Origin of the sequence: Aromatoleum sp. (genome assembly GCF_032027225.1) — a bacterium.
GTDB lineage: Bacteria > Pseudomonadota > Gammaproteobacteria > Burkholderiales > Rhodocyclaceae > Aromatoleum.
In genome coordinates, this window is record NZ_JAVSMM010000017.1 from 36,919 (window position 1) to 61,341 (window position 24,423).

General features: G+C 67.1%; 31 protein-coding genes. 14 read left to right on the forward strand and 17 right to left on the reverse strand.

Features of this window, described 5'->3' with window-relative positions:
* Positions 1–32: 32 nt before the first annotated feature.
* The 3 genes from ROZ37_RS16780 to ROZ37_RS16790 are packed head-to-tail and all read left to right on the forward strand — an operon-like array spanning position 33 to position 3,111.
* Positions 33–2,177: a TonB-dependent siderophore receptor gene (locus ROZ37_RS16780; protein WP_312661043.1), complete on the forward strand. Its 2,145-nt coding sequence runs from the start codon at positions 33–35 to the stop codon at positions 2,175–2,177.
* Between the two features lie 52 nt (positions 2,178–2,229).
* Complete coding sequence (locus ROZ37_RS16785; protein WP_312661044.1) at positions 2,230–2,433, forward strand: hypothetical protein; 204 nt, start codon at positions 2,230–2,232, stop codon at positions 2,431–2,433.
* A gap of 36 nt (positions 2,434–2,469) precedes the next feature.
* The gene (locus tag ROZ37_RS16790) at positions 2,470–3,111 is read left to right on the forward strand and encodes a PepSY-associated TM helix domain-containing protein (protein WP_312661045.1); all 642 of its coding nucleotides are present in this window, start codon (positions 2,470–2,472) and stop codon (positions 3,109–3,111) included.
* Positions 3,112–3,147: 36 nt separating this feature from the next.
* Here the strand turns inward: ROZ37_RS16790 and bfr are convergent, their stop codons facing one another.
* Positions 3,148–3,630, reverse strand: a complete 483-nt coding sequence (gene bfr, locus ROZ37_RS16795; protein ID WP_312661046.1) for a bacterioferritin — start codon at positions 3,628–3,630, stop codon at positions 3,148–3,150.
* A gap of 411 nt (positions 3,631–4,041) precedes the next feature.
* On the opposite strand from bfr, the gene ROZ37_RS16800 reads away from it, so the two are divergent.
* The gene (locus tag ROZ37_RS16800) at positions 4,042–4,491 is read left to right on the forward strand and encodes a rhodanese-like domain-containing protein (protein WP_312661048.1); all 450 of its coding nucleotides are present in this window, start codon (positions 4,042–4,044) and stop codon (positions 4,489–4,491) included.
* A 167-nt stretch (positions 4,492–4,658) separates the two neighbouring features.
* Positions 4,659–5,570, forward strand: coding sequence for a bestrophin family ion channel (locus ROZ37_RS16805; RefSeq protein WP_312661049.1), 912 nt, complete (start codon positions 4,659–4,661; stop codon positions 5,568–5,570).
* 24 nt (positions 5,571–5,594) lie between these two features.
* Here ROZ37_RS16805 and ROZ37_RS16810 read toward each other — a convergent pair whose 3' ends face one another.
* The 7 genes from ROZ37_RS16810 to gcvA form a co-directional block, all read right to left on the reverse strand.
* A complete protein-coding gene (locus tag ROZ37_RS16810; protein WP_312661050.1) occupies positions 5,595–5,921 on the reverse strand; it encodes an AzlD domain-containing protein in 327 nt (108 codons plus the stop codon).
* Positions 5,918–6,622, reverse strand: coding sequence for an AzlC family ABC transporter permease (locus tag ROZ37_RS16815; protein WP_312661052.1), 705 nt, complete (start codon positions 6,620–6,622; stop codon positions 5,918–5,920). Before ROZ37_RS16815 ends, ROZ37_RS16810 begins: the two co-directional genes overlap by 4 nt.
* A 97-nt stretch (positions 6,623–6,719) precedes the next feature.
* Positions 6,720–7,181 carry a cytochrome c gene (locus ROZ37_RS16820; RefSeq protein ID WP_312661053.1) on the reverse strand — a complete coding sequence of 154 codons (462 nt, stop codon included), beginning with the start codon at positions 7,179–7,181 and terminating at the stop codon, positions 6,720–6,722.
* 2 nt (positions 7,182–7,183) lie between these two features.
* Positions 7,184–7,522: a hypothetical protein gene (locus ROZ37_RS16825; RefSeq protein WP_312661054.1), complete on the reverse strand. Its 339-nt coding sequence runs from the start codon at positions 7,520–7,522 to the stop codon at positions 7,184–7,186.
* A gap of 28 nt (positions 7,523–7,550) precedes the next feature.
* On the reverse strand, positions 7,551–8,006 hold the full coding sequence (locus ROZ37_RS16830) for a DUF411 domain-containing protein (RefSeq protein ID WP_312661056.1): 456 nt from the start codon (positions 8,004–8,006) through the stop codon (positions 7,551–7,553).
* Positions 8,007–8,191: 185 nt separating this feature from the next.
* A complete protein-coding gene (locus ROZ37_RS16835) occupies positions 8,192–10,546 on the reverse strand; it encodes a YgiQ family radical SAM protein (protein WP_312661196.1) in 2,355 nt (784 codons plus the stop codon).
* Positions 10,547–10,669: 123 nt separating this feature from the next.
* Positions 10,670–11,632: a transcriptional regulator GcvA gene (gene gcvA, locus ROZ37_RS16840; RefSeq protein WP_312661057.1), complete on the reverse strand. Its 963-nt coding sequence runs from the start codon at positions 11,630–11,632 to the stop codon at positions 10,670–10,672.
* Positions 11,633–11,745: 113 nt separating this feature from the next.
* Here gcvA and ROZ37_RS16845 point away from each other — a divergent pair, with 113 nt between their 5' ends.
* Positions 11,746–11,919 (forward strand): hypothetical protein, encoded by a 174-nt coding sequence (locus ROZ37_RS16845; RefSeq protein WP_312661059.1) that lies wholly within the window; start codon positions 11,746–11,748, stop codon positions 11,917–11,919.
* Positions 11,920–11,931: 12 nt separating this feature from the next.
* Here the strand turns inward: ROZ37_RS16845 and ROZ37_RS16850 are convergent, their stop codons facing one another.
* Positions 11,932–12,330: a DUF2784 domain-containing protein gene (locus ROZ37_RS16850; protein ID WP_312661060.1), complete on the reverse strand. Its 399-nt coding sequence runs from the start codon at positions 12,328–12,330 to the stop codon at positions 11,932–11,934.
* Positions 12,331–12,499: 169 nt separating this feature from the next.
* Positions 12,500–13,465: a DMT family transporter gene (locus ROZ37_RS16855; protein WP_312661061.1), complete on the reverse strand. Its 966-nt coding sequence runs from the start codon at positions 13,463–13,465 to the stop codon at positions 12,500–12,502.
* Positions 13,466–13,753: 288 nt separating this feature from the next.
* Between ROZ37_RS16855 and ROZ37_RS16860 the strand changes: the two genes are divergently transcribed.
* From ROZ37_RS16860 to ROZ37_RS16875, 4 genes are all read left to right on the forward strand, one after another.
* Positions 13,754–14,542, forward strand: a complete 789-nt coding sequence (locus ROZ37_RS16860; RefSeq protein WP_312661062.1) for a (Fe-S)-binding protein — start codon at positions 13,754–13,756, stop codon at positions 14,540–14,542.
* Complete coding sequence (locus ROZ37_RS16865) at positions 14,542–15,948, forward strand: LutB/LldF family L-lactate oxidation iron-sulfur protein (protein ID WP_312661063.1); 1,407 nt, start codon at positions 14,542–14,544, stop codon at positions 15,946–15,948. Before ROZ37_RS16860 ends, ROZ37_RS16865 begins: the two co-directional genes overlap by 1 nt.
* Entirely contained in the window at positions 15,945–16,589 is a 645-nt protein-coding gene (locus tag ROZ37_RS16870) for a lactate utilization protein (RefSeq protein WP_312661065.1), read from the forward strand. The genes ROZ37_RS16865 and ROZ37_RS16870 overlap by 4 nt, the downstream gene beginning before the upstream one ends.
* Positions 16,590–16,773: 184 nt before the next feature.
* Positions 16,774–17,130 (forward strand): hypothetical protein, encoded by a 357-nt coding sequence (locus ROZ37_RS16875; protein ID WP_312661066.1) that lies wholly within the window; start codon positions 16,774–16,776, stop codon positions 17,128–17,130.
* Positions 17,131–17,265: 135 nt separating this feature from the next.
* Here ROZ37_RS16875 and ampD read toward each other — a convergent pair whose 3' ends face one another.
* The 6 genes from ampD to ROZ37_RS16905 are packed head-to-tail and all read right to left on the reverse strand — an operon-like array spanning position 17,266 to position 20,141.
* Positions 17,266–17,853: a 1,6-anhydro-N-acetylmuramyl-L-alanine amidase AmpD gene (ampD, locus tag ROZ37_RS16880; protein ID WP_312661067.1), complete on the reverse strand. Its 588-nt coding sequence runs from the start codon at positions 17,851–17,853 to the stop codon at positions 17,266–17,268.
* Positions 17,840–18,076, reverse strand: a complete 237-nt coding sequence (locus tag ROZ37_RS16885; protein ID WP_312661068.1) for a hypothetical protein — start codon at positions 18,074–18,076, stop codon at positions 17,840–17,842. Before ROZ37_RS16885 ends, ampD begins: the two co-directional genes overlap by 14 nt.
* Before the next feature lie 56 nt (positions 18,077–18,132).
* Positions 18,133–18,588 (reverse strand): periplasmic heavy metal sensor, encoded by a 456-nt coding sequence (locus tag ROZ37_RS16890; RefSeq protein WP_312661069.1) that lies wholly within the window; start codon positions 18,586–18,588, stop codon positions 18,133–18,135.
* A complete protein-coding gene (locus ROZ37_RS16895) occupies positions 18,585–19,073 on the reverse strand; it encodes a zf-HC2 domain-containing protein (RefSeq protein WP_312661070.1) in 489 nt (162 codons plus the stop codon). The genes ROZ37_RS16890 and ROZ37_RS16895 overlap by 4 nt, the downstream gene beginning before the upstream one ends.
* Positions 19,070–19,636: a sigma-70 family RNA polymerase sigma factor gene (locus ROZ37_RS16900; protein WP_312661071.1), complete on the reverse strand. Its 567-nt coding sequence runs from the start codon at positions 19,634–19,636 to the stop codon at positions 19,070–19,072. The genes ROZ37_RS16895 and ROZ37_RS16900 overlap by 4 nt, the downstream gene beginning before the upstream one ends.
* Positions 19,637–19,664: 28 nt before the next feature.
* On the reverse strand, positions 19,665–20,141 hold the full coding sequence (locus ROZ37_RS16905) for a hypothetical protein (protein WP_312661072.1): 477 nt from the start codon (positions 20,139–20,141) through the stop codon (positions 19,665–19,667).
* Between the two features lie 274 nt (positions 20,142–20,415).
* Between ROZ37_RS16905 and ROZ37_RS16910 the strand changes: the two genes are divergently transcribed.
* The gene (locus tag ROZ37_RS16910; protein WP_312661074.1) at positions 20,416–20,925 is read left to right on the forward strand and encodes a pilin; all 510 of its coding nucleotides are present in this window, start codon (positions 20,416–20,418) and stop codon (positions 20,923–20,925) included.
* 180 nt (positions 20,926–21,105) lie between these two features.
* On the opposite strand, the gene ROZ37_RS16915 is transcribed toward ROZ37_RS16910, so the two are convergent.
* Positions 21,106–21,621, reverse strand: coding sequence for an acyloxyacyl hydrolase (locus ROZ37_RS16915; protein WP_312661075.1), 516 nt, complete (start codon positions 21,619–21,621; stop codon positions 21,106–21,108).
* 381 nt (positions 21,622–22,002) lie between these two features.
* Between ROZ37_RS16915 and ROZ37_RS16920 the strand changes: the two genes are divergently transcribed.
* The 3 genes from ROZ37_RS16920 to ROZ37_RS16930 all read left to right on the forward strand — a co-directional run bounded on the left by ROZ37_RS16920 (position 22,003) and on the right by ROZ37_RS16930 (position 24,315).
* A complete protein-coding gene (locus ROZ37_RS16920; RefSeq protein WP_312661077.1) occupies positions 22,003–22,560 on the forward strand; it encodes a pesticin C-terminus-like muramidase in 558 nt (185 codons plus the stop codon).
* Entirely contained in the window at positions 22,557–23,228 is a 672-nt protein-coding gene (locus ROZ37_RS16925; protein WP_312661079.1) for a hypothetical protein, read from the forward strand. The genes ROZ37_RS16920 and ROZ37_RS16925 overlap by 4 nt, the downstream gene beginning before the upstream one ends.
* A 364-nt stretch (positions 23,229–23,592) precedes the next feature.
* Positions 23,593–24,315 (forward strand): transposase, encoded by a 723-nt coding sequence (locus tag ROZ37_RS16930; protein ID WP_312661081.1) that lies wholly within the window; start codon positions 23,593–23,595, stop codon positions 24,313–24,315.
* The last annotated feature ends 108 nt before the right edge of the window (positions 24,316–24,423 follow it).

Consider the following 24,423-nt stretch of genomic DNA (forward strand, 5'->3'; position numbering starts at 1 on the left):
GCCAGCCAATAACGCTTCCGACCGGAGTCCCCATGCACCTTCGCACCCTCGGTGCGGCCATCGCGGCCGCCCTGCCCGCGCTCGCGACCGCCCAGAACGCGCCCCAGGCGACCACACTACCGACCGTCACCGTCACCGATCAGGCGGGAGCCGTCGCCCCGTCCTACAACCCGCTGGTGTCCTCGTCAGCGACGAAAGGCACCGCGCCGCTGCGCGACATCCCGCAGACCGTCAACGTCGTCGGCCCCGAACTGATCGCCGACCAGGGCGTACGCTCGCTGACCGAGGCGCTGCAGAACGTCCCCGGCGTCATGCTGAACATGGGCGACGGCCAGCGCGACCAGGTCGTAATCCGCGGCTTCACGGCGATCGGCGACACCTTCCTCGACGGCGTGCGCGACGACGCGCTGTACTTCCGCGACCTGTCGAACACCGAACGCATCGAAGTCATCAAGGGACCGGCCGCGGTGCTGTACGGTCGCGGCTCGTCGGGCGGCATCATCAACCGCGTCAGCAAGATGCCGACGAAACAGGCGATCCGCGAGATCACCGTCCAGTTCGACAGCGAAGGGCAGAAGCGTGCGAGCTTCGACCTCGGGGGCGGGCTCGGCGAAGCGGGCCACAGCTTCCGGCTGACCGGCGCGTTCGAGGATTCCGATGGTTTCCGCGACGAGTCCTTCATCAAGCGCGAAGCGATCGCGCCGTCGCTCTCGCTCAACCTCGGCGAGAACACCAAGCTGCTGCTGCAGATCGCCCACAACCGCGACCGCCGCCCGACCGACTTCGGCATCCCCGACAACAACGGCCGCCCGCTCGACGTCGATCACGACACGTATTACGGCTCGGGCAACGCCGAGCGCGACGACGAGACGAACGCGACGATGGACACCGCGACGGCGACGCTGACGCACCGCCTCAACGACAGCTGGTCGCTGCGCAACGTGCTGCGCTACTACGATTTCAAGCTCGATCGCGACAACACGCTGTACAGCTCGCGCACCCCCTACACCCTGGTCGGCGGCCAACTCTTCATGCAGCGCACGCACGGCAACGTCGTGCGCGACGAGGACGGCTGGTTCAACCAGTTCGAGCTGACCCAACGCGTCAAGCTCGGTGACGTGCAGCACACGCTGCTGTACGGCCTCGAACTGAGCCGCCAGGAGAAGGGCCTCGACAACATCAACTGGGCGGGTATCGACCGCGTGCCGCTGCTCAACCCCGGGGGTGCGATCCCGCCCTACGCGAGGACCGCGCCGACGTCACGCTCGCTCGACAATGTCACCGACCAGGACAGCACCGCGCTCTACGTGCAGGACCAGATCGCATTCGGCGAACAGTGGAAGGCGCTCGTCGGCGTGCGCTACGACGAATTCCGGCAGGAAACCAAGCAACCCGGACAACGTGACTTCGATCGCACCGACCGCGAATGGAGCCCGCGCGCCGGCCTCGTCTGGCAGCCGGACGCGGTGCAGTCGTACTACGTATCGGTGTCGCGCTCGTTCCAGCCGTCGGCCGAGCAGTTCCAGCTGACCGCCAGCAATGCCGATGCGGATCCTGAAATCTCGACGAACTACGAGGTCGGCGCGAAGTGGGACTTCCTCGGCGGCGCGCTGTCGGCCGGCGCGTCGGTGTTCCGGCTCGAACGCGACGACATGAAGATCACCGACCCGATCTCGCGCCTGACGATCAACGCCGGCAAGCAGCGCACCGACGGTTTCGAGCTGTCGCTCTCCGGTCGGCCGGCGCAAGGATGGCAGATCCACGCCGGCTACGCGTTCCTCGACACCGAGATCGTCGAGTCGACCGCGACCGAGGGCGCCAACTTCGGCGCCAACAACTTCGTGCGCGTGCCGATCGAGGGCAAGGACGCCGCGCTTACGCCGCGGCATAGCGGTTCGTTGTGGGTGATGCGCGACCTCGCCCTCGGCTGGCGCGTCGGCGGTGGCGTGCGCGCCCAGTCGTCGCAGTACGCCGCGCCCGGCGCGCAGGTGCGCCTGCCCGGCTTCGCGGTCGTCGACGCTGCGCTGCTCTATCGCGGCAAGACCTACGACCTCGCGTTCAACCTGAAGAACGTGTTCGATCGCGAGTACTGGGCCTCTGCGCACGGCAGCGTCAATGGCCTGAACCAGCCGGGCGCCCCGCGCACGCTGCAGGCCACGGCGACCTACCGATTCTGAGCGCCGATTCCGCACCGCCCGCGGGCCCACTGCAGCAGCGCGGCGGTGCCCGATGGGGCGCTTTTCAAGCTACGACCTCGGCGCCCGCTATCGGACGAAGCTCGGCGCGAACCAGTTCGACAGCGACGCTTACCTCGAGAACGGGACCGACGAGCGACAGGCCGCAGCGGGCGACAGCCGTGTGAACATGAACTCGCCGCTGCTCGCGACCCGCATGCCGCGCACGCGGCGGTTCACGCCGAAGTTTTCGTTCTGATTTCCCTCGCGCAATCCGATTGACGGAGAGTCTGACGTGATCCACCTCCATTCCCGCCCCGCTGCGCAGCGCGGCAACTCCCAGAAATGGCTGCGCCGCATCCACGCGTGGTTCGGCCTCGCGATCGCGTCGATGCTGCTGCTGTTCGTGGTGACCGGGTTCCTGTTGAACCACCGCGCAGTGATGAAGATCCCGGCGCTCGATCGCAAGGAGGTGACGCAGGTCGTGCCGGTCGAGGGCGCGCCCTCCGATCCGCAGGCACTAGCGGCTGCGCTCGGGCCCGAGCTCGGGGTCGACGCGAGGGCATTGACGCCGAAAGTCGACCCGGCCCGCGCGGTGAGCTGGGGCGACGGCGAATTGCGTCAGCCGGAACGCTGGACGCTACGCGCGGACACCCCATCCGAGACGGTGCAGGTCGAATACTGGCTCGGCAGCCGGCAAGCCGAAGTCAAGCGCACGCAGCCGAACCTGTGGCTGCATCTCGCGCGACTGCACATGTCGATCGGCACCGGCCCGGCGTGGGCCCTGCTGGCCGACGCCGCGGCGCTCGGTCTCGCCTTCCTCGGCATCTCCGGCTTCTGGCTGTGGGGTCGGCTGCACGGCTCGCGCCGCCGGCTGACGCTGATCGCCAGCGGCGGCCTCGCGCTTGTCGGCGGCCTCGCGTTTCTCGCCGGTTGAGCGACGCGCCGCGAGCGGCCGCCGCGGAAGCGGCCGTCAGCTTCCCGGCGAGCCGTCCATCTGGCTCTGCAGGTAATTCTCGAGCCCGACCATGTCAATCAGCCGCAGCTGTTTTTCGAGCCAGTGCGTGTGGTCCTCTTCGGTGTCGTCGAGCATCTGCTCGAGGATTTCGCGGCTGACGTAGTCGCGCTCCCGCTCGCACAGCGCGATCGCTTCGCGCAGGTTCGCGACGACCGTCATTTCCAGCGCGAGATCCTTGCGGAAGATGTCGGGCAGGTCGGTGCCGACGGTCAGCGGCGCCGGCGTCATCTGCGGCGTGCCTTCGAGGAACAGGATGCGACGGATCAACGCGTCGGCATGTTCCGCCTCCTCGTCCTTCTCGTGCGACAGACGCTCGGCCGCGCGGTGCAGGCCCCAGTCCTGCAACATCCGGGAATGAATCAGGTATTGGTCGCGTGCGGCCAACTCGCCCGGCAGCAAGGCGTTCAGCGCAGACAGGACTTGCGGGTTGCCTTTCATCGGTCTCCTCCCGATATCCGAATGTCGAATTTGAATGGGCTTTGGATGCGACTGCAGCCTGAAGGCTCTACCGCGACTATAGATCACGTGCGACGAAGGGGACAGGCAGGCAGCCCCCGTGAGCGCAACGGGTTAACCCGCGTCGCTATCGACGGAATGGCTGGCCGCAAAGGTCTCCGCGAGCCATAAAAACGGGGACGGCCGACGCGATCGCAACGGATCGACAGGCGTCCTTTGGCCGCGTGCGCGCACGCGGCAAGCCCCTTCAAGCTTCGGATCGACTTCCACGCGGAGCCGAAAACAAACGCCGGAGCCGGCTACCGATACCTGCCCGCAGAGTCGATAATGCCGCCGCGCCGCCGACCGAAGCGGTTCCCGCCCACCCCCCGAAATCTTCCGGAGCCTGTACCGATGTCACCGCTGCGCCGCCTCTGCGGCCGATTCCTCGTTCTTGCCGCGCTTCTGGGTCCAAGCGCGTTCGCGGCTGCGGCACCAGCCGAAATCACACCGCAGGAAGCCCAGGCGCGCGCGAGCGCCGGCGAGCTGACGCTTGTCGACGTGCGCACGCCACGCGAGTGGCGAGAAACCGGCGTCGCACGCGGCGCCGCACGTATCGATATCAACGATCCGGACGGCATCGACGGATTCGTGAAGGCCGTCCTCCAACGTGTCGGCGGCGACCGCAACGCCGCAATTGCCGTCATCTGCCGCAGCGGCCACCGCAGCGGCCAGGTGCAGCGCGTCCTCGTCGCGCAGGGTTTCACGCAGGTGCAGAGTGTCAGCGAAGGAATGTCGGGAAGCCGCGCCGGACCGGGCTGGATCGAGCGCGGCCTGCCGGTCGAGCGTTGCGGCGAGTGCTGAACCGCGGCGCGCATCACCGCCCGCCGCGTGGCCGATACTCGCGAACACGTCTGTCGCATCCGGTAACAATTTCGTTTCGTGCACTGCAGCAAAAGGGGCCCTCGCAGAGCACCGAAACCTGCCAAAATCCTGCCCCTCTCATTACGCATGCGCTCCCTCCCCCCGCCGTGATCGTCCGCCGTCGTCCGCATTGGCTGCATCTGCTGTTCGTTCGTCGCGGGTCGCTCGTTGCCCGCATCCTCCCGCAACAACTGTTCATCTTCGCGCTGTCCTGCAGTGTCGTCCTCGTGCACGGCCACCTCTTCCACTGGAAGGTCACGCTGACCGCGAATCCGTTCTCGCTGATGGGCGTCGCGCTCGCCATCTTCCTCGGCTTTCGCATCAACGCGAGTTACGACCGCTACTGGGAAGCGCGCAAGCTGTGGGGTCAGGTGCTCGTCGAGGCGCGCAATCTCGCGCGCCAGGCGCTGACGCTGACCGACCGCAGCGTCGAAAGCCGCCCTTTCATCCTCGGACTGGTCGGCTTCGCGACCGCGATGCGCAACCAGTTGCGCGGCCGCGAACGCGACGTCGACCTGCTCGGTCTGCTCCCCGCGGACGTGATCGAGCGGATGCGTGGCGCGCGCTCGGCGCCCGCGCTGGTGCTGTTGTGGCTCGGCCAGTGGCTGCGCACGCGCCGCGAAGTCGGGCACCTCGACCCAATGCTCGCGCAGCAGATGGAGCGTTCGCTGAACGAATTGTCATCGGCGCTCGGCGGCTGCGAACGCATCGCGAACACGCCGCTGCCCTTCACGTATTCGGTGATCCTGCACCGCAGCGCCTATCTTTACTGCACGCTGTTGCCGTTCGGCCTCGTCGATTCGATCGGCGTGATGACGCCGCTGATCGTCGCCTTCGTGTCCTACACCTTCTTCGCGCTCGAAGCGCTCAGCGACGAGATCGAAGAGCCGTTCGGAACGATGGCGAACGACCTCGCACTCGACGCGCTCGTCGCCGGAATCAACGCGAGCCTGCGCGAAATGCTCGGCGAAACCCCGCCGCCGGCGCCGGTGCCGGACGAGAACTTTCTCCTCGTCTGAGGACGGGCGAAGCGACGGCCGGCGCTACCAGCCGAGGCCGTTCCGCAACATCACCAGCACGCCCATGCCGGCGATGAACGGCAGCCACGGATTGCGCCAGCGCAGCGCGACCACGAGCACGACGATGCCGGCGGCGAGCTTCGGGTTCGCCGGCGCGAAGCCGCCCGCGTCGACCAGCAGGTCCGGCGCGATCAGCGCCGCGAGCGCCGCCGCCGGCGCGTAGCGCAGCGCGCGTTGCAGCGCCGCCGGCAGGCGGGCGCGTGAGCCGAGCACGATGAAGCTGCCGCGCGGCACGACGGTCGCCGCCGCGATCAGCAGTAGCGTGATCCACAGCCACACGCCTTCGATCATCGTGCCCTCGCGCGACCGACCCAGTGTTCCGCCGCGAACCCTGCAGCGATGCCGATCGCGATCCCGGCGATGACGCCGAGCCGCAACGGCATGTCGCGCAGCAGGACCGCGCCGAGGCCGCCCGCCACTGCCGCGACCAGCATCGCGCGCACCTGGGTCATCGGCACCAGCATCACCATCAGCGCAATCGTCGCCATGAACTCGAGCGACCAGCCCTGCGGGATCGCGTCGGCGCCGAGCACGCCGGCGAGCCCGAACACCTGCCACACGAGCCACGCCCACAGCGCCGGCCCGAGGAAACACCCCCAGCGCCACTCCGGGTCGTCGGAGCGCTTCATCGGTTCGGCGCAGATGATGAACACGGTGTCGACAAGCAGGTAGCTCGACGACAGGCGCCGCGCCCACGACTGCCCCTCAAACGACGGCGCCATCGCGGCGCTGAAGATCACGAAGCGCAGGTTCAGCGCCAGCGCGGTCAGCACGATCAGCCACAGCGGCGCGCCCGACGCGATCAACGGCAGCGTGCCGAGCTGCGCGGTGCCCGCGAAGACGAGCAGGTTCATGCCCGTCGCCTCGACCGCCGACATCCCGCTCGAGCGCATCGCGACTCCGGTCACGAGCGCCCACGGGATCAGGCCGACCGACAGCGGCAGCATGCGGCGCACGCCTTCGGCCGCGCCGCGTTTGAACGAGTCATTCATCGGGTCCGACCTTCGGAATTCACGCGAAAAGCGCGAGAGCGTACCAACAGCGGCGGAACGTCGCCGTGCCGACTGCCGAAGCCGCTACGCTGTGGCCTTATCGCCGCGTCTGCTGGTCGAGCATCCGCTTGCGCTGTTCGCGCACTTCGAAGGGCCAGGTGCTCTGGATGTAGGCGAGGACCGCGCGGATGTCGTCGTCGCCGAGCACCCCTGCGAACGCCGGCATGTCGCTCTGGTAGCCGTCGGGCGCCCACGGCGGTTTCATGCCCTCGCGGGTGATCGCGACGAGGAGTTCGTTGCGGTGATGCCAGGTATGCCCCGACGCGTCGTGCGGCGGGGCGGGAAGCCGGCCGTTCGGCAGCCGTCGACGCCATTCCGGCTGGCCTTCAAGTTGAGCGCCGTGACATGAGGCGCAATGCTGCCCGTACAGCGCGTCGCCGCGCGCGACCTGCGCAGCGTTCGAAGGATCGATGCCGTCTTCCGCTGTCGGCGAGCACCCTGCGATCGTCGCGAGCAGCACCGCAGCCGCCAGTCCGGCGGAAACGATTGGGCGCGTCACCTTCAGTAGCGCGCCCCGCCGCCGCAGGGATGACGGTCGGCGCCGCAATGGTTGAAGTCACCGAGCGGCCGGTTGAAGGTGTATTCGAACGGCTCGCCGATCATCTCGCGCGCCGCATCGCCGGTCGAGCCCGTCGGCAGCGTGAACGGCAGGGACACGACGAACAGTCCGGCGCCGATCACGGTGCCGACGATGCCCAGTGGCCGCACGATCAGCAGGTCGGCCGTCATATCGCTGCCGCGGTCGCCGAGCACCGTGTCCGCCTCCTGCGCGGCCGCGGGGGCGTTCAGCAGGGACACGACAAGCGCCGCGCCGAGCGCGGCTGCGATCCGTCTGTTCATCACGAAGCCCCCGGCGCCTGCGTTGCCGTCAGTGCGACGCGAAGACGCGCGACTTGCCGTCCGCATCGAACGCGACGACGTCGTAGCGATCGGCCTGGTACGGCCCCTCCATCCCTGGCGACCCCATCGGCATGCCGGGCGCGGCGATGCCGGCGACTTTCGGCTTCTCGGCGAGCAGCCGCTTGACGTCGGCCGCGGGAACATGCCCTTCGACGACGTAGCCGCCGACCTTCGCCGTGTGGCAGGAGCCGAGCGCCTGCGGCACCCCGGCATCGCGCTTGATCGCGCTCATCGCGGTCGTCGGTATTTCCTTCACCTTGAATCCGTTCGCCCGCATATGCTCGGCCCACTTGCCGCAGCAGCCGCAGTTCGGGTCCTTGTGCATGACGACTTCCTCGCCGGCGCCGAAGGCCGATGCGGCGCCGAGCGCCACGAGCAGCGCGAGGCCGGAAACGAGACGGGAAACGGGGGTGTTCGCTTTCATGCTGACTCCATGGTTCTGATCCGAAGATCGTGGCGATCGTGTCGCCGGGTTGCTACGCGCGGGCTTTCCGCGGAAATCGCTGTCGCATCGGTGGCGACATTGTGACTCGGAAACGCAGACCCGGGCCTTGAGGCCGAGCAAGCCTCTCCCGACAAGGCGCGGTCGCGGATCGAGGCCAGGGCCACTCAGCCGCGCGGCTTGCTACCCGTCGCGGCCTTGCGCCCGGCGCTGCCACGCGAAGCCTTGTTGCGGGGCTCGCCCGAAGCGCCGCCACCTCGCGACCCCTTGTCGGTGGAAGCTGCGCTCCTCGAGCCGCTGCTGGTCGCGCCATGGCCCGTCGCGCCATTACCAGTCGAGCCATTGCCGCTCGCACGATTACCGGACGCACCATCGCCGGCCGGGAACCGCCCCGAAGGCGCACTGGCCGTCGCGCCGTTCACACCCGTTTTCGCCGCCCCGCTGGCGCTCCGCCCGCCCGCCACCTTGCGCTCACAGCGGCTTCCCGCCGCGCGATCCGCCCGAGCGGTGCGCGCGTTCGACGCCGGTGTCAGCGGCACGCCGGGTTGGTGGCGCGGCACGAGGCAGTTCGGGCCGTTGCCGATCAGGTCGGCGCGGCCCATGCGCTGCAGCGCCTCGCGGATCAGCGGCCAGTTCTCCGGGTCGTGCCAGCGCAGGAAAGCCTTGTGCAGTTTCCTCACCTTGCCGGCGCGCGCGGTCTCGACGGTCTCGGAGTCGACGGACACCTTGCGCAGCGGGTTCTTGCGCGAGTGGTACATCGTCGTCGCCATCGCCATCGGCGTCGGCATGAAGGTCTGCACCTGGTCGGGCCTGAAGCCGTGCGACTTCAGCCACAGCGCGAGGTTCAGCATGTCCTCGTCGGTCGTGCCGGGATGCGCGGCGATGAAGTACGGCACGAGGTGCTGCTTCTTGCCGGCCTCCTGCGAATACCTCTCGAACATCGCCGCGAACTTCTCGTAGCTGCCGATGCCGGGTTTCATCATTTTCGACAGCGGCCCTTCCTCGGTGTGCTCGGGCGCGATCTTCAGCAGGCCGCTGACGTGATGCGTGACGAGTTCCTTCACGTATTCGGGCGAACGCACTGCGAGGTCGTAGCGCAGCCCCGAACCGATCGTCACGCGCTTGACGCCGCGGATCGCGCGCGCCTTGCGATACAGCGAGATCAGCGGCGCGTGGTCGGTGTTCAGGTTCTCGCAGATGCCCGGATAGACGCACGACAGGCGCCGACACGAGGTCTCGATCTTCTTGTCCTTGCACGCGAGGCGGTACATGTTCGCGGTCGGGCCGCCGAGGTCGGTGATGTGGCCCTTGAACTCCGGCGTCTTGTCGCGGATCTCCTCGATCTCGCGCAGGATCGATTCTTCGGAGCGGCTCTGGATGATCCGGCCCTCGTGCTCGGTGATCGAGCAGAATGTACAGCCGCCAAAACAGCCGCGCATGATGTTGATCGAGAACTTGATCATGTCCCACGCCGGAATCCGCGCGTCGCCGTACGACGGGTGAGGCTTACGCGCGTACGGCAGGCCGAACACGAAGTCCATCTCCGGCGTCGTGAGCGGCAGCGGCGGCGGGTTCAGCCACACGTCGCGCCGGCCCGGCCCCTCACCGTGCGCCTGCACGAGCGCGCGGGCGTTGCCGGGGTTCGATTCGAGGTGGAACACGCGCGACGCGTGTGCGTACATCACGGGATCGGCGACGACGGTCTCGTAGGACGGCAGGCGCACGACCGTCTTGCCGCGCGCCGCGCGGCGTGCCGCGACGCGCTCGGTCGCCGGCACGATGCGCACCGGTTGCGCGGCTTCGGCCCCGGGCGAGGCGACCGAGTTTTCCGGCTCCATCGCGTAAGGGTCGGGATGCGATTCGACGCGGCCAGGTCGGTCGAGCGCGAGCGAATCCTGCTCGGTCCACTCGGCGTCCGGCAGCCAGCCCGGCTTCGCGAGGAAGGCGGTGCCGCGCAGGTCGCGGATCGAGTCGATCGGCTCGCCGGCATCGAGCCGGTGCGCGAGCGCGACGAGGGCGCGCTCGGCGTTGCCGAACAGCAGCAGGTCCGCTTTCGAGTCCGCGAGCACCGAACGGCGCACCTTGTCGGACCAGTAGTCGTAATGCGCGATCCGCCGCAGCGACGCCTCGATGCTGCCGATCACCACGTTCGCGCCGTGGAAGGCCTCGCGAGCGCGCTGCGCGTAGACGGTCACCGCGCGGTCGGGCCGCCGCCCGGCTTCGGCATTCGGCGTGTACGCGTCCTCGGAGCGGATTTTGCGGTCCGCGGTGTAGCGGTTGACGAGCGAATCCATGTTGCCGGCCGTGATGCCGAAGAACAGCCGCGGCTTGCCGAGCGCGCGGAACGGCTCGGCGCTCTTCCAGTCCGGCTGGCTGATGATGCCGACGCGAAAGCCCTGCGCTTCCAGCAGCCGCCCGATCAGCGCCATACCGAAGCTCGGATGGTCGAGGTAGGCATCGCCGGTGACAAGCACGACGTCGCACTCGTCCCAGCCCAGCGCCGCCATTTCGGCGCGGGACATCGGCAGGAACGGGGCGGGAACGGCCGGCGGTCGGGCGCTGGCGAGGATGCTGGGGACGGGGTCGGTTTTCATGATCGCGGGCATTGTACTCAGAGGCCTGTAGCCCCCGTTCGGTTCAATCGTTCACGCCGCGTCGCCGCCGAACTCCGCGGCGCGGACCTCGTCGAGCAGCCATGCGCGGAACGCGGCGACCGTCGGAAGTTCGGCCGTCGCCTCGGAGCTGACGATGTAGTACGCGAAACGCCGCCGCACGCCGATGTCGAACGGCACCACGAGCCGGCCGGCGGCGACTTCGGCGGCGACGAGCGGCTTCGACAGCAACGCGACGCCGAGTCCGTCGAGCGCCGCCGCGATCGCGAGACCCGAGTCGCTGAAATGCAGTCCCGCTTCGGGGCGCACCGCCGGCACCCCCGCGACCTCGAGCCACTGCACCCAGGTCGGACGTTCGCGGGAATCGGGGACCGTGTCGTCGTAGATCAGATTGTGCCGCTGCAGATCCGACGGCTGGCGCAATGGAATCTTCGCCCGCAGCAAGGCCGGGCTGCAGACCGCGGTGTATTCGGGCTCGAAGAGCCAGTCGGCGCGATAGCCCGGATAACGGCCGGAGCCGAAACGGATCCACAGCTGGGCGCCGTCGCCGCGCTGCGGCGGGTCGACTCCGAGGCCGCCCGGGTCGCTCGCGTCGATCGCTTTCGTCGCGCTCGCCAGATGCAGTTCGATCCCCGGGTGCAGCCGCGAGAAGCGGTGCAGGCGCGGCACGAGCCAGCGCGACGCGAACGACGGCGGCGCGACGACCGACAGTCGGCTGACCGGGCGCAGCGCGCGGACCGCCTCGACCGACGCCGTGATCGCCGCCATCGCCTCGCGCAGCTTCGGCAGCATCGCCTCGCCTTCCGGCGTGAGTTCGAGCGCGCGCGTCAGGCGGCGGAACAACGGCACGCCGAGGTCTTCTTCGAGCCCGCGGATCTGGTGACTGATCGCGGTCGGCGTCACCGAAAGCTCCTCCGCCGCGAGCTTGAAGCTCAAATGGCGGGCGGCGATTTCGAACGCGCGCAGCGCGTTCAGCGGGGGAAGTCGGACGGACATACGGATGAATTTTTCTAAGCCGTCGCATGATGAACGATCGTTTGTTGCGACGCAACACGGCCCGTAGAGTTGCGCTGTGCCCACACGAAGGGCCAACGTCAAGGAGCCGCAAAATGGACAAGGACTATCGGTATTACCAGGCGAAGATCCGCGACGCGGAACGGCTGCGCAGCGACGCCCTCGGCGAGTTGCTCGCCGCCGGCTGGCTCGGCCTCACCCGCACCGCCGCCCGCACCTTTCGGTCGCTGACCGACAGCGCGCGGGCCGGTCGTCCGGTACATCACTGAGCCCTCGGCGCGTCACGAACGCGCCACCTCCCCGCGGCTGCGCTGGCGCAACCGGCACCGGCGCAGCGCGATCATCCCGTAGATCACGACGTTCACGATCGTCACGAAGAGCCCGAGCGCGAGCTGGTGCTCACGTGTCAGGCCCGGCGGATAGATCAGCGGCGTCAGGTAGTGATCGATGAATCCGCCCGCGTAACCGGCCTGCCCGGCGGCGCGGCGCAACACGTTCTCGAGCGGGGTCAGCGGGCAGACCCACCCGATCAGCTCGATGCCGGCGCCCCACGCGACGAGCGGCAGATGCACCCACGCGAGCCGCGGCCAGCGCAGCGCCAGCAGCCCGCCGGCGACCACGAAAAGGATGAACGCGAAGTGGAGCGCGACGACGAGATCCGCGGCGAAGCCTGCGAGCATCGGAACTCCCTGGAACGGCACGGCTCCCGAGGGCGCGCGAGCCGAAATCTGCCGCATTGAAGCACGCACCCGGTCCGCGTTGTGACCGCTAGTGCGCGTCGAGGATTCCACCCGGATTCCGAAGCGTCCCCACCGATCTGTCGCGAACCGATCCCCGGATACCGATTCCCTAGCGACTGCGCGGGCGAAAAGCGCGCACGCCGAGCAGCACGCCGGCGACGAGGAGCGCGATGCCGGCCGCTTCGGCGAGCGTCGGCCAGCGGCGGTACCACAGGAACGCGTAGGCGAGCGCCGCGAGCGTCTCGAACACGATCAGCTGCCCGACGAACGCCGCCGGCAATGCCTGGCTCGCGCGGTTCCACAGCAGCGTGCCGAGCCACGACGCGGCGAGCCCGGTCGCGAGCATCAGCCCGACGAATGCGAGCGGTCGCGGCCCGAACGGCCAGTCGAACCCCGCGCCCGGCGGGGCGGCGGCGAAGTCCCACAGCGCGAAGCCCGCCGCGGCGGCGAGCGCGAGCGGCAGCGTCACGAGCCCCTGCGCGGTGGCCCAGACCCGCGCGAGACCGGGGCTACGCGCCCGCAGCCAGCGGCCATTGCGGATCGGGTACCACGTCCAGCTCGCCACCGCGACGAGCGCGAGTGCGAGGCCGGCGGCGTAGCGCACGCCGCCCGACGCGTCCGGTACCGACTCCACGTGCGCGGGGCCGAACTGGACGGCAGCGAGCCCGGCGGCGATGACGACGAGCGGCGCGGCGAGCCGCCGCCACGGCACGCCTTCGTCGCCGCCGACGCGCCGATCGAGCAGGTTCGCGGTGACCGCGATGACGACCGGCAAGGTGCCGATCATCAATGTCGGCACCGGCGCGCCCGCAAGCTGGATCGCGGAGGCGAGCGTCGAGTAGTAGATCAGGTTGCCGACGAGCGCGAGCTTCGCCGCCTCGATCCAGTCCGCGCGCGTAAGCCGCGCGAGCGCCGCGCGGTCGACCCACGCGAGCCCGACCGCGAGCACGCCGAACGCGACATAGCGGCCGAACGCGAGCACGACGCCCGGGTACTCGGCGAGCATCAGCGGGACGACGAACACGAGTCCCCACAGCAGTCCCGCGCCGAGCGCGGCGAGCAGACCAGCGAGCATGAAAGGGTTCCGGAGCGCGAAGCGCGGCAGTGTGCCACGGGAAAACCGCGATCCGAGCGCGATTTCCTTCCTGCTATCCTTTCCCGCGCACCGCAACGCCCGCCGGCAGCCAAAGTACGCCCGCCCGCCACCGCGCCCTTGCTACGATTGCGACCGACGTACTATTAAGGCGGCAATCGAATACGGCCGTTCGCCTCGAGCATTTCGAAGGGCAAGCGCAGGGCCTTCGACAGGCTCGGCCCGAACAGTATTTCGTTGCCGGGTTAACAACGACAACCGGAGACCCTGATGACCGATACGCCGACCCGCGGGCCCCGCGTCGGACTGTTCGCGACCTGCCTGATGAACCTCTTCCGGCCGAACGTCGGCTTTGCGGCCGTCAAGCTGCTCGAAGACGCCGGCTGTACGGTCGAAGTGCCGGAGAGCCAGACCTGCTGCGGGCAGCCCGGCTACAACAGCGGCGACTACGACGCGGCGCGCGCACTCGCGCGGCAGGTGATCGAAGCGTTCGAACCGTTCGATTACGTCGTCGGCCCGTCGGGCTCGTGCATGGCGACGATCCGTCACGACTACCCGAAGCTGTTCGCCAACGATCTGCACTGGCTCCCGCGCGCGGAAAACCTGTCGAAGAAGAGCTTCGAGCTGATGTCTTTCCTCACGGACGTGCTCGGCGAGGCGGCGCGGATCGACGCGCGCTTCGACGGCACCGCGACCTACCACGACTCCTGTTCCGGCCTGCGCGGCCTCGGCATCAAGGGCCAGCCGCGCGCGCTGCTCCGCGAAGTCTCCGGCCTGAAAATCAGGGAGATGGAGGACAGCGAAGTGTGCTGCGGCTTCGGCGGCACGTTCTGCGTCAAGTACCCGGAAATCTCCGAGAAGATGGTCGAGGACAAGGTGCGCAACATCCTCGCAACCGGCGCCGGCACGCTGCTCGGCGGCGACCTCGGCTGCCTGATGAACATCGCCGGCCGGCTGAAACGCATCAACGCGCCCGTCCAGGTTTTCCACGCCGCCGAAGTGCTCGCCGGTTTCGCCGACGGCGCCGGCATCGCCGACGCACCGAAGGAGTCGCGCTGATGGAAATCCGCTCGAAGGAGTTCAAGGAACGCTCGGTCTTCGCGATCCACGACGCGAACCTGCAGACTGCGCTCGGTCGAGCGCGCTACGGCTTCGTCGGCAAGCGCGCGCTGCAGGTCGCCGATCTGCCCGAATTCGAGCAGTTGCGCGAAGAGGCGAAGAATCTCAAGAACCACGTGCTCGACCACCTCGACCATTACCTCGAACGCTATGAGCAGGCCGTCGTCGCGGCAGGCGGTCACGTGCACTGGGCGCGCGACGGGGCCGAGGCGCGCGAAATCATCCTCGGCATCTGCAAGCGCGTCGACGCGAAGACGGTCACGAAAGGCAAGTCGATGGTGTCCGAGGAGATCGATCTCAACGACGCGCTTCAAGCCGACGGCATCGAAGTCGTCGAGACCGACCTCGGCGAATACATCATCCAGCTCGCGCATGAGCCGCCGTCGCACATCATCGCGCCGGCGGTGCACAAGACGAAGGACCAGGTGTCCGACCTCTTCGAAGCGGCGCACGGCGGACCGCGCAAGACCGCGATCCCCGAGCTCGTCGACGAAGCGCGCCGCGTGCTGCGGGAGAAGTATTTCCGCGCCGACGTCGGCATCACCGGCGGCAACTTCCTCGTCGCCGAAACCGGCTCGTCGATCATCGTCACGAACGAAGGCAACGGCGACCTCACGCAGACGCTCGCGAAAGTGCATATCGTCACCTCCGGCATCGAGCGCGTCGTGCCGACGCTCGACGATGCGACGCTGTTCCTGCGCCTTCTCGCGCGGAGCGCGACCGGCCAGGAGACCGAGACCTACACGACGATCTCGACCGGCCCGCGCCGCGCCGACGACCTCGACGGCCCCGAGGAATACCACGTCGTGCTCGTCGACAACGGCCGCTCGAAGATGCTCGGCGGCCGCTTCAAGGACATGCTGCGCTGCATCCGCTGCGGCGCGTGCATGAACCACTGCCCGGTGTATGGCGCGGTCGGCGGCCACGCCTACGGCTGGGTCTATCCCGGGCCGATGGGTTCGGTGCTGACGCCGCTGATCAAGGGGCTCGACGCCGCGTACGACCTGCCCAACGCCTGCACGCTGAACGGCCGCTGCCAGTCGGTGTGTCCGGTGAAGATCCCGCTGCCCGACCTGCTGCGCGAGCTGCGCCACGAGCAGCACCGGCAGAACATCACGCCGGTGATGCAGAAGCGCGCGCTCGCCGTGTGGCGCTGGGTCGCGACACGGCCGAAGCTTTACCACGCGATGGAGCAGGTCGCCGCCCGCGCGCTGTCGGGCATCGCGAAGCGCGGGCGCATCCGCCGACTGCCGCTCGCCAGCGGCTGGACCGACGTGCGCGACCTCCCCGCGCCGACCGGGCGCACTTTTCTCGAACTCTGGCAAGGCAAGCGAGGCAAGGAATGAGCACCAGTGAAAACGCCCGCGACGCGATCCTCCGATCGGTCCGCAGCGCGCTCCGGCGCGACGCACTCGACGGCGCCGAGGTCGCCGCGCTCGACGCACGCGTCCCGGCCCACACGCGTCCGGCGCACGAGGAGGACCTCGTCGCGCGCTTCATCCGCAAGTTCGAGAGCCGTGCCGGCACAGTCGAGCGCGTCGCCTCGCGCGACGCGGTGCCCGCCGCCGTCGAAGCGTATCGCGCCGCTCACCAGCTGCCCGAGCGCGCCGCGGTCGGCGCCGGACTGAAGGAGCTCACGTGGCCCGAAGGCTGGCTGATCCACGGTGAGGCCGCGGGCATCACCGAAGCGCTCGCGGTGTCGCCGGCCTTCTGCGGCGTCGCCGAAACCGGCAGCGTGATGCTCGCGTCCGGCCCCGACAGCCCGACGACGCACAATTTCGTCCCCGACGACCACGTCGTCGTGCTCGACACCGGCCGCATCGTCGACCACTTCGAGGACGCGTGGACGCTGCTGCGCGCGCGCCCCCAAGGCATGCCGCGGGCGACGAACATCGTCTCCGGCCCGTCGCGCACCGCCGACATCCAACAGACGATCCAGCTCGGCGCCCACGGACCGCGGCGGATGCATGTGATCCTGGTCGGGTGAAGCGGGGCGACCCGTCGGCAGACGCGGCCGCGGGCGCGGGCGCGGGCGGGCCGTGGGAAATCTACCCATATTCCCTTACAACTCCACGCCAACGATTCGCCGCCGCGTCGCGTTTAATCGGACAGGAGGACCGCCGCGGACACCGCCGCCACGCGTCCGACCCGCTTCGATAAGGAGAATCACGATGAAAACCCGTCCGCTTCACCCGCTCGCCGCGCTGATCGCCGGAGCCGCGATGATCACGGCCCTTCCCGCCTACGCCGACCGCGACGACTGGCGCGACGACGACCGCGACGGCTGGCGCTCGTACGACCGCGGCTGGGGCGATGGCTATCGTCACGGTCACAAGAAGCACTGGAAGCGCGCCGACCGCGAACGCGTCGTGATCCGTGAGCGCATCATCGAGCGGCGCCCGATCGTGCGCGAATACCGCTACTACGAAGAACCCTCGCGCTACTACGGACCGCCGGCGGTGTACTCGCGCGACCCCGCCGTCGTCATCGGCGTCAGCGTCCCGCCGATCGTCATCCCGATCCGCTGAGGGATCCTGGGCGGGGCTCGCGGCCCCGCCGGGCGGCTTCGGCGGCGTTCGAATTCGGAGCACCGAAATCGAAGCCGCTTTACTCGGTCCGGCCCGTGGGCAGTGTGGGCGTCGGACGGAGTCGTCCCCGCGCGCCTAAAGCATCCCCCGCAAGCGTTCCCACTCGAAAAACGGCCCCGGGTCGGTCTTGCGCCCCGGCGAGATGTCCGAATGCCCGACGACGTGTTGGATCGGGTAATGCCCGCACAGCACACGCACGAGTTCGGCGAGTCGCTCGTACTGCATCGGCTCGAACGGCTGCGTGTCGCAGCCTTCGAGCTCGATTCCGATCGAGAAATCGTTACAGCGTTCGCGTCCGCGCCACTGCGACGCGCCCGCGTGCCACGCACGGTCGTCGGCCGACACGAACTGCATCAAAAGACCGTCGCGGCGAATGAAAAAATGCGCCGACACGCGCAGATCGCAGATCGTCGCGTAGTACGGATGTGCATGTGGGTCGAGCGCGTTGGTGAAGAGCTCCGCGACCCCCCGCCCGCCGAACTCGTCCGGCGGGAGACTGATCGCGTGGACGACGATCAGCTCCACGCGGCAGCCGTCCGGCCGCGCGTCGAAATTCGGCGAGTCGCAGCGCTCGGCGCCGGCGAGCCAGCCGGCGGTCAGCCGCCACCCGAGCTCCGGCGCCCCGCGTTCGTGCCCGGCCCGATCTGCTTCAATAGACCGCATCGTGACTCCCGACGTTGACGGGGATGACCTCCTGCTCTCGCAGGAGTAGCTCGAGCGTGATCCGGTAGGACAGATTGATCGAAACCGAATGCAGTCCTTCGAGCCGTCCCTGAAGCGCATGCAGACGAAGGGAAGGATGAAAGGGATTCACCTCCAGCAGTTGCAAGATCTTCAGATACTGCTGCCTCAGCGCATTCGACCACGCGATAAAGAACACGCTCAACCGCACGGTCGATCGCACTGCAAATGCAAGACAAAAGGTCACTGCGCCACGCCCCCTCACCGCGAATGCAGCTTTTCCATCCCCGACGGCCCGCCCGGCTGATCGAGCAGAAGCTGCGCGAGGCGCACGCGTTGCGCGGGCGCGAGGATCTCGCGCTCGGCGAGCAGTTGTTCGATCAGCAGCCGCTGCTGCTCGGCCTGCACGCGCGCGATGGCCTCGCGCTCGGCTTCGAGCGTTCCGCGGTCGACCTCCTCGGCGAAGATCGCGCCGATCAGCGCGACGCGGTGACGCTCGACGTCCGCGGAAGCCGCGCCGAACTGCTGCACGAACGGCCGCTCGATCTCGTGCCAGCGCCGGGTCTGGTCGGCGTCGAGGCCGAGGTGCTCGTGCAGCGGCGCTGCGTCGTGCCCCCCGGACGGTGCACGAAACGCATTCATGCCGACCGCGACGACGACGCCGACGTTGATGAACAGCGACGCCAGCAGCGCGACGCGCAGGAGCGTGGGTTTCATTGGAATTCGGTCTCCGCAAGACAGGTTTCGGAAACGGCGCAGAGCGCGCCGGGAGGAATCGGCGCGAATACTGCCATCGTCGCCACCCGCGGCGCCACCGGGCGCGGCGGCGGCAACAGGTTCGAGCCGAGGTACAGCCCCAGCGTCAGCGCGACCGCCCCGCTCGCCGCGGGAAGTGCGAGCAAGCTCGCCCAGCGCTCCCGCAGACGACGCACGCGGTCGGCGAAAGTGGGCCGCCGCACGCCTTTGGCCGCCGCCTGCTGGGCGTTCAGCCGCGTTTCGATCACGTCGCCGAAATCGAAGTCGGGCGCCTCGGGCAGCAGCGCGGCGAACTCTGCGCTCAGCGTACGGAAGTCTTCGAGTTCCGCAGCGCAGATCGGGCAGACCGCGACGTGCGCGGTGATCTCCGCCCGCTCGCGCGGCGCGAGCGCGTCATCGATCAGCGCCGACAGCGCGACGTGACGCGGGCAGGTCTCGTTGGTCATGCTCCCTCTCCGGAAGTGCGCCGCAGTTTTTCGCTGAGCGCCGCGCGCGCCCGGGCGAGACGCGACTTCACCGTGCCTTCCTGCACGCCGAGCACCTCCGCGAGTTCGCCGTACGACAGGCCCTCGATCTCGCGCAGCAGCAGGATCTCGCGCTGCTCGTCGGGAAGACGCGCCAGCGCCGCTTCGAGCCGCTCCCGCCGCTGCCCCTCGGCGAAGATTTCCTCCGGGCCCGGCCGCAAGTCGGCAATCGGCAGCGCGTCGTCGAGCGGCGCGAACTGCACCGCCTGCCGCCGCCGCAGCGCATCGAGCGCCGCGTTGCGCGCAATCTGCAGCAGCCACGTGCCGAAGCGCGCCTCCGGCCGCCAGTCCGGCAGCGCCTGCCACGCCTTCATGAAGGTGTCCTGGGTCAGGTCCATCGCCTCGTCGCGCACCCCGGTCATGCGCAGGACGAAACCGAACACGCGGGCCTGGTGCCGCCGCACGAGCGACGCGAACGCGGCGGTGTCGCCCGCGGCAGCACGGGCGATCGAAGCGTCCTCTTCAAAACTCGATTCACGGTCCATCCCCCGCCCGTCCGGCCTCCCGTCGCTGTCAGTGCACCGGCTTCCAGCCGGGATGATCGAAATACTCGCCGTAGCGGTCGAGCGCGACGACGATGCGGTTCACGCCTTCGTCCCGCGCGACGCCCGCACGCTTGCCGTTCAGCACCTCGACGCCCTCGCCCAGCTCCGCGATCACCCCGTGCAACACCTCGTCCGCCGCCGGCTCGAGCTTGCAATTTTCGACGATATACGCGACCTGCGCCTCCACCGTGCCAGCCATCGCCGCGTAATCGGCCGCGCCGAACTTCCCGCGGTGTATCGCCTCGGCATTATCGTCGATGCTCGCGCGAATCTTCGACATCCCCTGCCGCAGCGGCGCGTCGGTGCTCCACTTGCGCCCGTGATCGAGCTTCATCGCCACCGGCGCCGCGCCGTGGTCATGCGCCGGCGCCGCCGCCCCGACAAACCCCGCCCCTGCCGTAAGCGCCGCCGCAACGATGAGGGTCTTCACGAATTTCCCGTTCATTTGCCTTCTCTCCTTCGCTTCCGCCCCGACGATCGGCGCGGTCAGGGGTGAAACGAACGGGGACGGGAAATGTTCCGGATTTTTTTTGACGCCGACGCGAAATCGCTTTTGTCATTTTCTGACATCGCCCCGCACTGAGCCCGTCAGGTGTTGACGCATTTCACCGTGCAGGCGATGACGAATGCCTTCGGCGGCAAGGAATCAGCAGCCTGGCACGGCTGTTGCGTAGTTCCAGCCAAGCGGGTTATCCGTGGTTCAACTAAAGGGGTTCATCATGAAAAAGGTTCAACAAGGCTTTACGCTGATCGAGCTGATGATCGTCGTGGCGATTATCGGGATTCTGGCGGCGGTTGCGCTGCCGGCGTATCAGGATTACACGGTAAAAGCCAAAATGTCGGAGGTCGTCTTAGCGGCGTCGCAGTGCCGGACCTCCATTAGTGAGGCCGTGCAAACGATGAGCGCCTCAACCGTGCCCGCGGACAACGAGTGGGGTTGCGAAGCAAACACTGCGGGAACGGCGGGAAGCGGTCCGTCGAAATATGTTCTGTCTGTGACCACAGATGGTGCTACCGGTGCAGTAACGGTTAAGACGCAAGGGTTTAATGACAGCACAATCGATGGGAAAACCCTTACGCTGGCTCCGTTCATGGACGCGGCGTCGACAACCGCGCTTGACCTTTCCGCAGCTGACAAGGATCAGGGTAAGCAAATCGTCGCTTGGAAGTGCGAACCGGGTGCGACCGATCCGATTCCCACGAAATATCTTCCGGGTTCGTGCAAGTAAAAAAAAACAGTGCGGGAAAAACGGGGACAGACCACGTTTTCGTCTGACCCAGGCACCATCGAAGAAGACCGCTCCGGCGGTCTTTTTCTTTTTCTGCTAACGTCGCGCTCTCCCTGCTGAAACCTTAGACAGAAGAACGAATCGGCAGTCGCGCCCCCGGCTTTTCTCTCTTAACCCGTTTCAGAAACGGATCCTGTAATGGAGCGTATACGTCTCGACCCCACCATTCGGCTGCTTGAGTCCGGCATTGGAATAGTGGATCACCCGCAGGCCTAATTCCTGATCGGCGAAGCGGACGCCGATGCCGAGGCGGTCCTCGAACTGGAAGGACGAGCCGAGGTCGTTGTCTTCCACTTCGGTGCTGCTGAACGCCGCGACGCCGATGCCCGCCTCGATGTACGGTCGGAACCGCTGGCCGCTGAACTCGTAGACGAATACCGGGCTGAAGGACAGGCTGTGGTTGGCGGCGGTTTCGTCGCCTTCCCAGTACGTGTAGGCGCCATCCCAGTAACCGCCGAGATGGCCGGTGCTGCTCTGCAGCCAACGGCTGCCGAAGTCCACCTGAGTCCCGATCCGATAGACCGTGGTCGAATCGCCGGTGCGGCCGACAGCGAAAGTCACGTCGGCCGCCTGCGCCATGCCGACACTCGCCGCGCCGAATGATGCAAGCGCGGCTGCTGAAATCATCTTGTTCATCGAAATACCCATTTTCTTGTTTGTGACATACCTGCTGTTGAGGCGACACAAAGTCTAGAGACGGGAATTTTCCGGATACTTGATGGACATCAAACGGCGGAACTTATTGAATCCACACGATAATTGTGGAAATAGAAAACTCACAGCAGGGAAAACCGGGGGTCCAGCGTCGGCCCGCCTTTTCTGGTGGTTTCTGATAAGGGGACGATTCCTTGTTTCCCTGTAGTGACGCTCCGCCCCCCTCCTGACGCCTCGCACCCGCCTCCCGCCCGGTTGGGAGTTGCTCAATGTTCTTGTTTGTCATATTTTTACGCTCTTTCGGAACTCGCTTAAGCCGTAGCCGACTGCGTTTTAGGCGGCCGACAAATGAGGAGACAAACCGTGCCAGAGAACATCGACTACAGGTTCCTCACCGCGCTCGAGGGCGGTAGCCGGACAATCGGTTATGTTCCGGCCGCCGGGGTCAGCAGGAGTGGCGTGACGATCGCGACCGGGTTCGACCTCGGCCAGCGCAACGAGGGCGATCTTCATGCACTAAAGCTCGACCCCGCGATCATTGCCAAGCTGCGGCCCTATCTCGGCGCACGAGGGCCGCAGGCCCAAGCGTTGCTGGCGAAGGCGCCGCTGCATGTCACGCCGAGCGAGGCACAAGCAATAGACGAGTGCGTAAAATCCGCTCACATTGTCCGAGTGAAGTTCAAATACGACACCGCGCCCGGAAACACGCGGCGCTTCGCCGACCTTCCGCCGCAGGCCCAAACGGTGATCGCTTCCGTTGCCTTCCAATACGGAGTTGGCCTCGATCTAAGGACACCGCGATTCTGGAAAGCCGCCACGAACCGGGACTGGCCCGAAGCGATCAGGGTCCTCAGGTCGTTCGGCGATGCCTATCCGACTCGCCGGATGAAGGAAGCGGCTCTGCTGGAGCAGATCCGGTGACGGGCTCGCATCTATCCGCCGCACTCTGCTCGTTCCTCCTCGTCGCATGCTCCGATCCGACCTCGACCTCCGGTCCGGCGATCTTCGACACGGACCTCGCCGACGCGTACGCCCGTGTCGATCAGTCATTCGGCAAACAGCGCAGTCCGCTGTCGTTCGAAGGGAATGGAACAGCGACGGATTGCCCGTCCTATTTCGAAAAGATGTCGAAGTTCAGGATCGAGGAAGCCGTCGATAACCAGCTGGTCAAGAGCGAATATCTGGTCTGCGACGCGCTGAAGCTCCTGGCCGGTTCGTTTCCCCGGCCGAGCGGAGAATCGGCGCGGACCGTTGCGGGCAAGGCGTTGGTCTCGAAACTGGACCTCCGCACCTTCCCTTCGTCTCAAAACATGTTGAGCGACGACAAGTCCCACACGCTGGCGGCCTTGTATCCCGAGCGCGCCTCGTCCGACGCAACGACCGCCCGGATCGATACGGAAGACTGGAGCCTGACGCTGAAGATCGTCGCCGCCGCGCGCCTGAACGACAACGAAGCCGACGACTGGATTGTCTGGCTTTCCGACGAATCGAAGACCGGCAACTACCGGAACTATCAGACCCTCGTGATCTACGATCCGTCGGATCAACACGACGGTCTCGCAGCCCTCGCATACCCCAGCGAGAACTGAAACGTCGGGGGCCAGAGGCAGCTACATTAGATGCCGCCGGGCAACGCATCCTTCAGCAATTTGGTCGGGAGCGCCGTTGCGGATGGCGCTGCGGCGAACAACGGCTCGATAGGATGAGCTACGGCGAGACGGGGAAGGAGCCGCTCGATAAACGGATCGAGCCCACGCACCCGCCCTTGACGTAACCGAGGAGACGATCTGACGCAAAAAAGGGGGACAGACCACGTTTTCTCCTGACCCAAAGAAAGAAAAACGGGAACAGACCACCTTTTTTCCAAGCGCACCGACAGCCAAGAAATGCAATTGGCATCCACTCAGCGGCCAGTGGTATGGTTCGGATCTCTCCATTCATTTCACCTCCCCTATGCCACGGCGCGCCCGCATTCTCATTCCCGGTGTTCCGCTGCACCTCATCCAGCGCGGCAACAACCGGTCGGCCTGCTTCTTCGGCGATCACGACTACCGCTTCTTCCTCGAGCAACTCGGCGAGCAGGCCACTGCACACGGCTGCGCTGTTCACGCTTATTGCTTGATGACGAATCATGTCCACCTGCTGCTGACTCCTGAACGGGCGGACAGCGCGAGCAAGATGATGAAGGCCTTGGGACAGCGTTACGTGCAGTACGTCAATCGCAGCCATCAACGCAGCGGCACGCTCTGGGAGGGCCGTTTCCGTTCCTGTCCGGTTCAGGACGAGACCTACCTGCTCGTGTGTCACCGCTACATCGAACTCAATCCGGTCCGCGCCGGCATGGTCGATCATCCGGGCGAGTATCGCTGGTCGAGCTATCGCGCGAATGCGCAGGGCGAGGACCGGGCGCTCCTCATCCCTCACGCTCTCTACGACGCATTGGGGAATAATGAATTTGCGCGCCATGAGGCCTATCGGGAATTGTTCCGTCACGCGTTGGAGCCAGGCCTCGTAGATGAGATCCGCGTCGCGACCAACGGAAATTTCGCACTGGCGCACCCGCGCTTCCTCGCCGAAATCGAACAGACACTCGGACGGCGGGTAGGCAGAGGGCGGCCGGGACGACCGCGGAAAGCCGTGGAGCGAACGACGGGTGATGCTGGCCGGACCCGGTGAGGAGCAGGCGGGCGCCGAAAAACGTGGCCTGTCCCCGTTTTCACCGTTTTCACCCGTTTTCACCAAGAACTGGCTGCTGCCCGAGTCGTAGGAGCGTGATCGGCCCGT

Bases quoted from the DNA above. Each gene is read 5' to 3' on its own strand.
- ROZ37_RS16780 (WP_312661043.1), top strand. From the start codon at position 33: ATGCACCTTCGCACCCTCGGTGCGGCCATCGCGGCCGCCCTGCCCGCG.
- ROZ37_RS16785 (WP_312661044.1), top strand. From the start codon at position 2,230: ATGGGGCGCTTTTCAAGCTACGACCTCGGCGCCCGCTATCGGACGAAG.
- bfr (WP_312661046.1), bottom strand. From the start codon at position 3,630: ATGAAAGGCAACCCGCAAGTCCTGTCTGCGCTGAACGCCTTGCTGCCG.
- ROZ37_RS16800 (WP_312661048.1), top strand. From the start codon at position 4,042: ATGTCACCGCTGCGCCGCCTCTGCGGCCGATTCCTCGTTCTTGCCGCG.
- ROZ37_RS16810 (WP_312661050.1), bottom strand. From the start codon at position 5,921: ATGATCGAAGGCGTGTGGCTGTGGATCACGCTACTGCTGATCGCGGCG.
- ROZ37_RS16815 (WP_312661052.1), bottom strand. From the start codon at position 6,622: ATGAATGACTCGTTCAAACGCGGCGCGGCCGAAGGCGTGCGCCGCATG.
- ROZ37_RS16825 (WP_312661054.1), bottom strand. From the start codon at position 7,522: ATGAACAGACGGATCGCAGCCGCGCTCGGCGCGGCGCTTGTCGTGTCC.
- ROZ37_RS16830 (WP_312661056.1), bottom strand. From the start codon at position 8,006: ATGAAAGCGAACACCCCCGTTTCCCGTCTCGTTTCCGGCCTCGCGCTG.
- ROZ37_RS16835 (WP_312661196.1), bottom strand. From the start codon at position 10,546: ATGTCCCGCGCCGAAATGGCGGCGCTGGGCTGGGACGAGTGCGACGTC.
- gcvA (WP_312661057.1), bottom strand. From the start codon at position 11,632: ATGTCCGTCCGACTTCCCCCGCTGAACGCGCTGCGCGCGTTCGAAATC.
- ROZ37_RS16845 (WP_312661059.1), top strand. From the start codon at position 11,746: ATGGACAAGGACTATCGGTATTACCAGGCGAAGATCCGCGACGCGGAA.
- ROZ37_RS16850 (WP_312661060.1), bottom strand. From the start codon at position 12,330: ATGCTCGCAGGCTTCGCCGCGGATCTCGTCGTCGCGCTCCACTTCGCG.
- ROZ37_RS16855 (WP_312661061.1), bottom strand. From the start codon at position 13,465: ATGCTCGCTGGTCTGCTCGCCGCGCTCGGCGCGGGACTGCTGTGGGGA.
- ROZ37_RS16860 (WP_312661062.1), top strand. From the start codon at position 13,754: ATGACCGATACGCCGACCCGCGGGCCCCGCGTCGGACTGTTCGCGACC.
- ROZ37_RS16865 (WP_312661063.1), top strand. From the start codon at position 14,542: ATGGAAATCCGCTCGAAGGAGTTCAAGGAACGCTCGGTCTTCGCGATC.
- ROZ37_RS16870 (WP_312661065.1), top strand. From the start codon at position 15,945: ATGAGCACCAGTGAAAACGCCCGCGACGCGATCCTCCGATCGGTCCGC.
- ROZ37_RS16875 (WP_312661066.1), top strand. From the start codon at position 16,774: ATGAAAACCCGTCCGCTTCACCCGCTCGCCGCGCTGATCGCCGGAGCC.
- ampD (WP_312661067.1), bottom strand. From the start codon at position 17,853: ATGCGGTCTATTGAAGCAGATCGGGCCGGGCACGAACGCGGGGCGCCG.
- ROZ37_RS16890 (WP_312661069.1), bottom strand. From the start codon at position 18,588: ATGAAACCCACGCTCCTGCGCGTCGCGCTGCTGGCGTCGCTGTTCATC.
- ROZ37_RS16895 (WP_312661070.1), bottom strand. From the start codon at position 19,073: ATGACCAACGAGACCTGCCCGCGTCACGTCGCGCTGTCGGCGCTGATC.
- ROZ37_RS16900 (WP_312661071.1), bottom strand. From the start codon at position 19,636: ATGGACCGTGAATCGAGTTTTGAAGAGGACGCTTCGATCGCCCGTGCT.
- ROZ37_RS16905 (WP_312661072.1), bottom strand. From the start codon at position 20,141: ATGAACGGGAAATTCGTGAAGACCCTCATCGTTGCGGCGGCGCTTACG.
- ROZ37_RS16910 (WP_312661074.1), top strand. From the start codon at position 20,416: ATGAAAAAGGTTCAACAAGGCTTTACGCTGATCGAGCTGATGATCGTC.
- ROZ37_RS16915 (WP_312661075.1), bottom strand. From the start codon at position 21,621: ATGAACAAGATGATTTCAGCAGCCGCGCTTGCATCATTCGGCGCGGCG.
- ROZ37_RS16930 (WP_312661081.1), top strand. From the start codon at position 23,593: ATGCCACGGCGCGCCCGCATTCTCATTCCCGGTGTTCCGCTGCACCTC.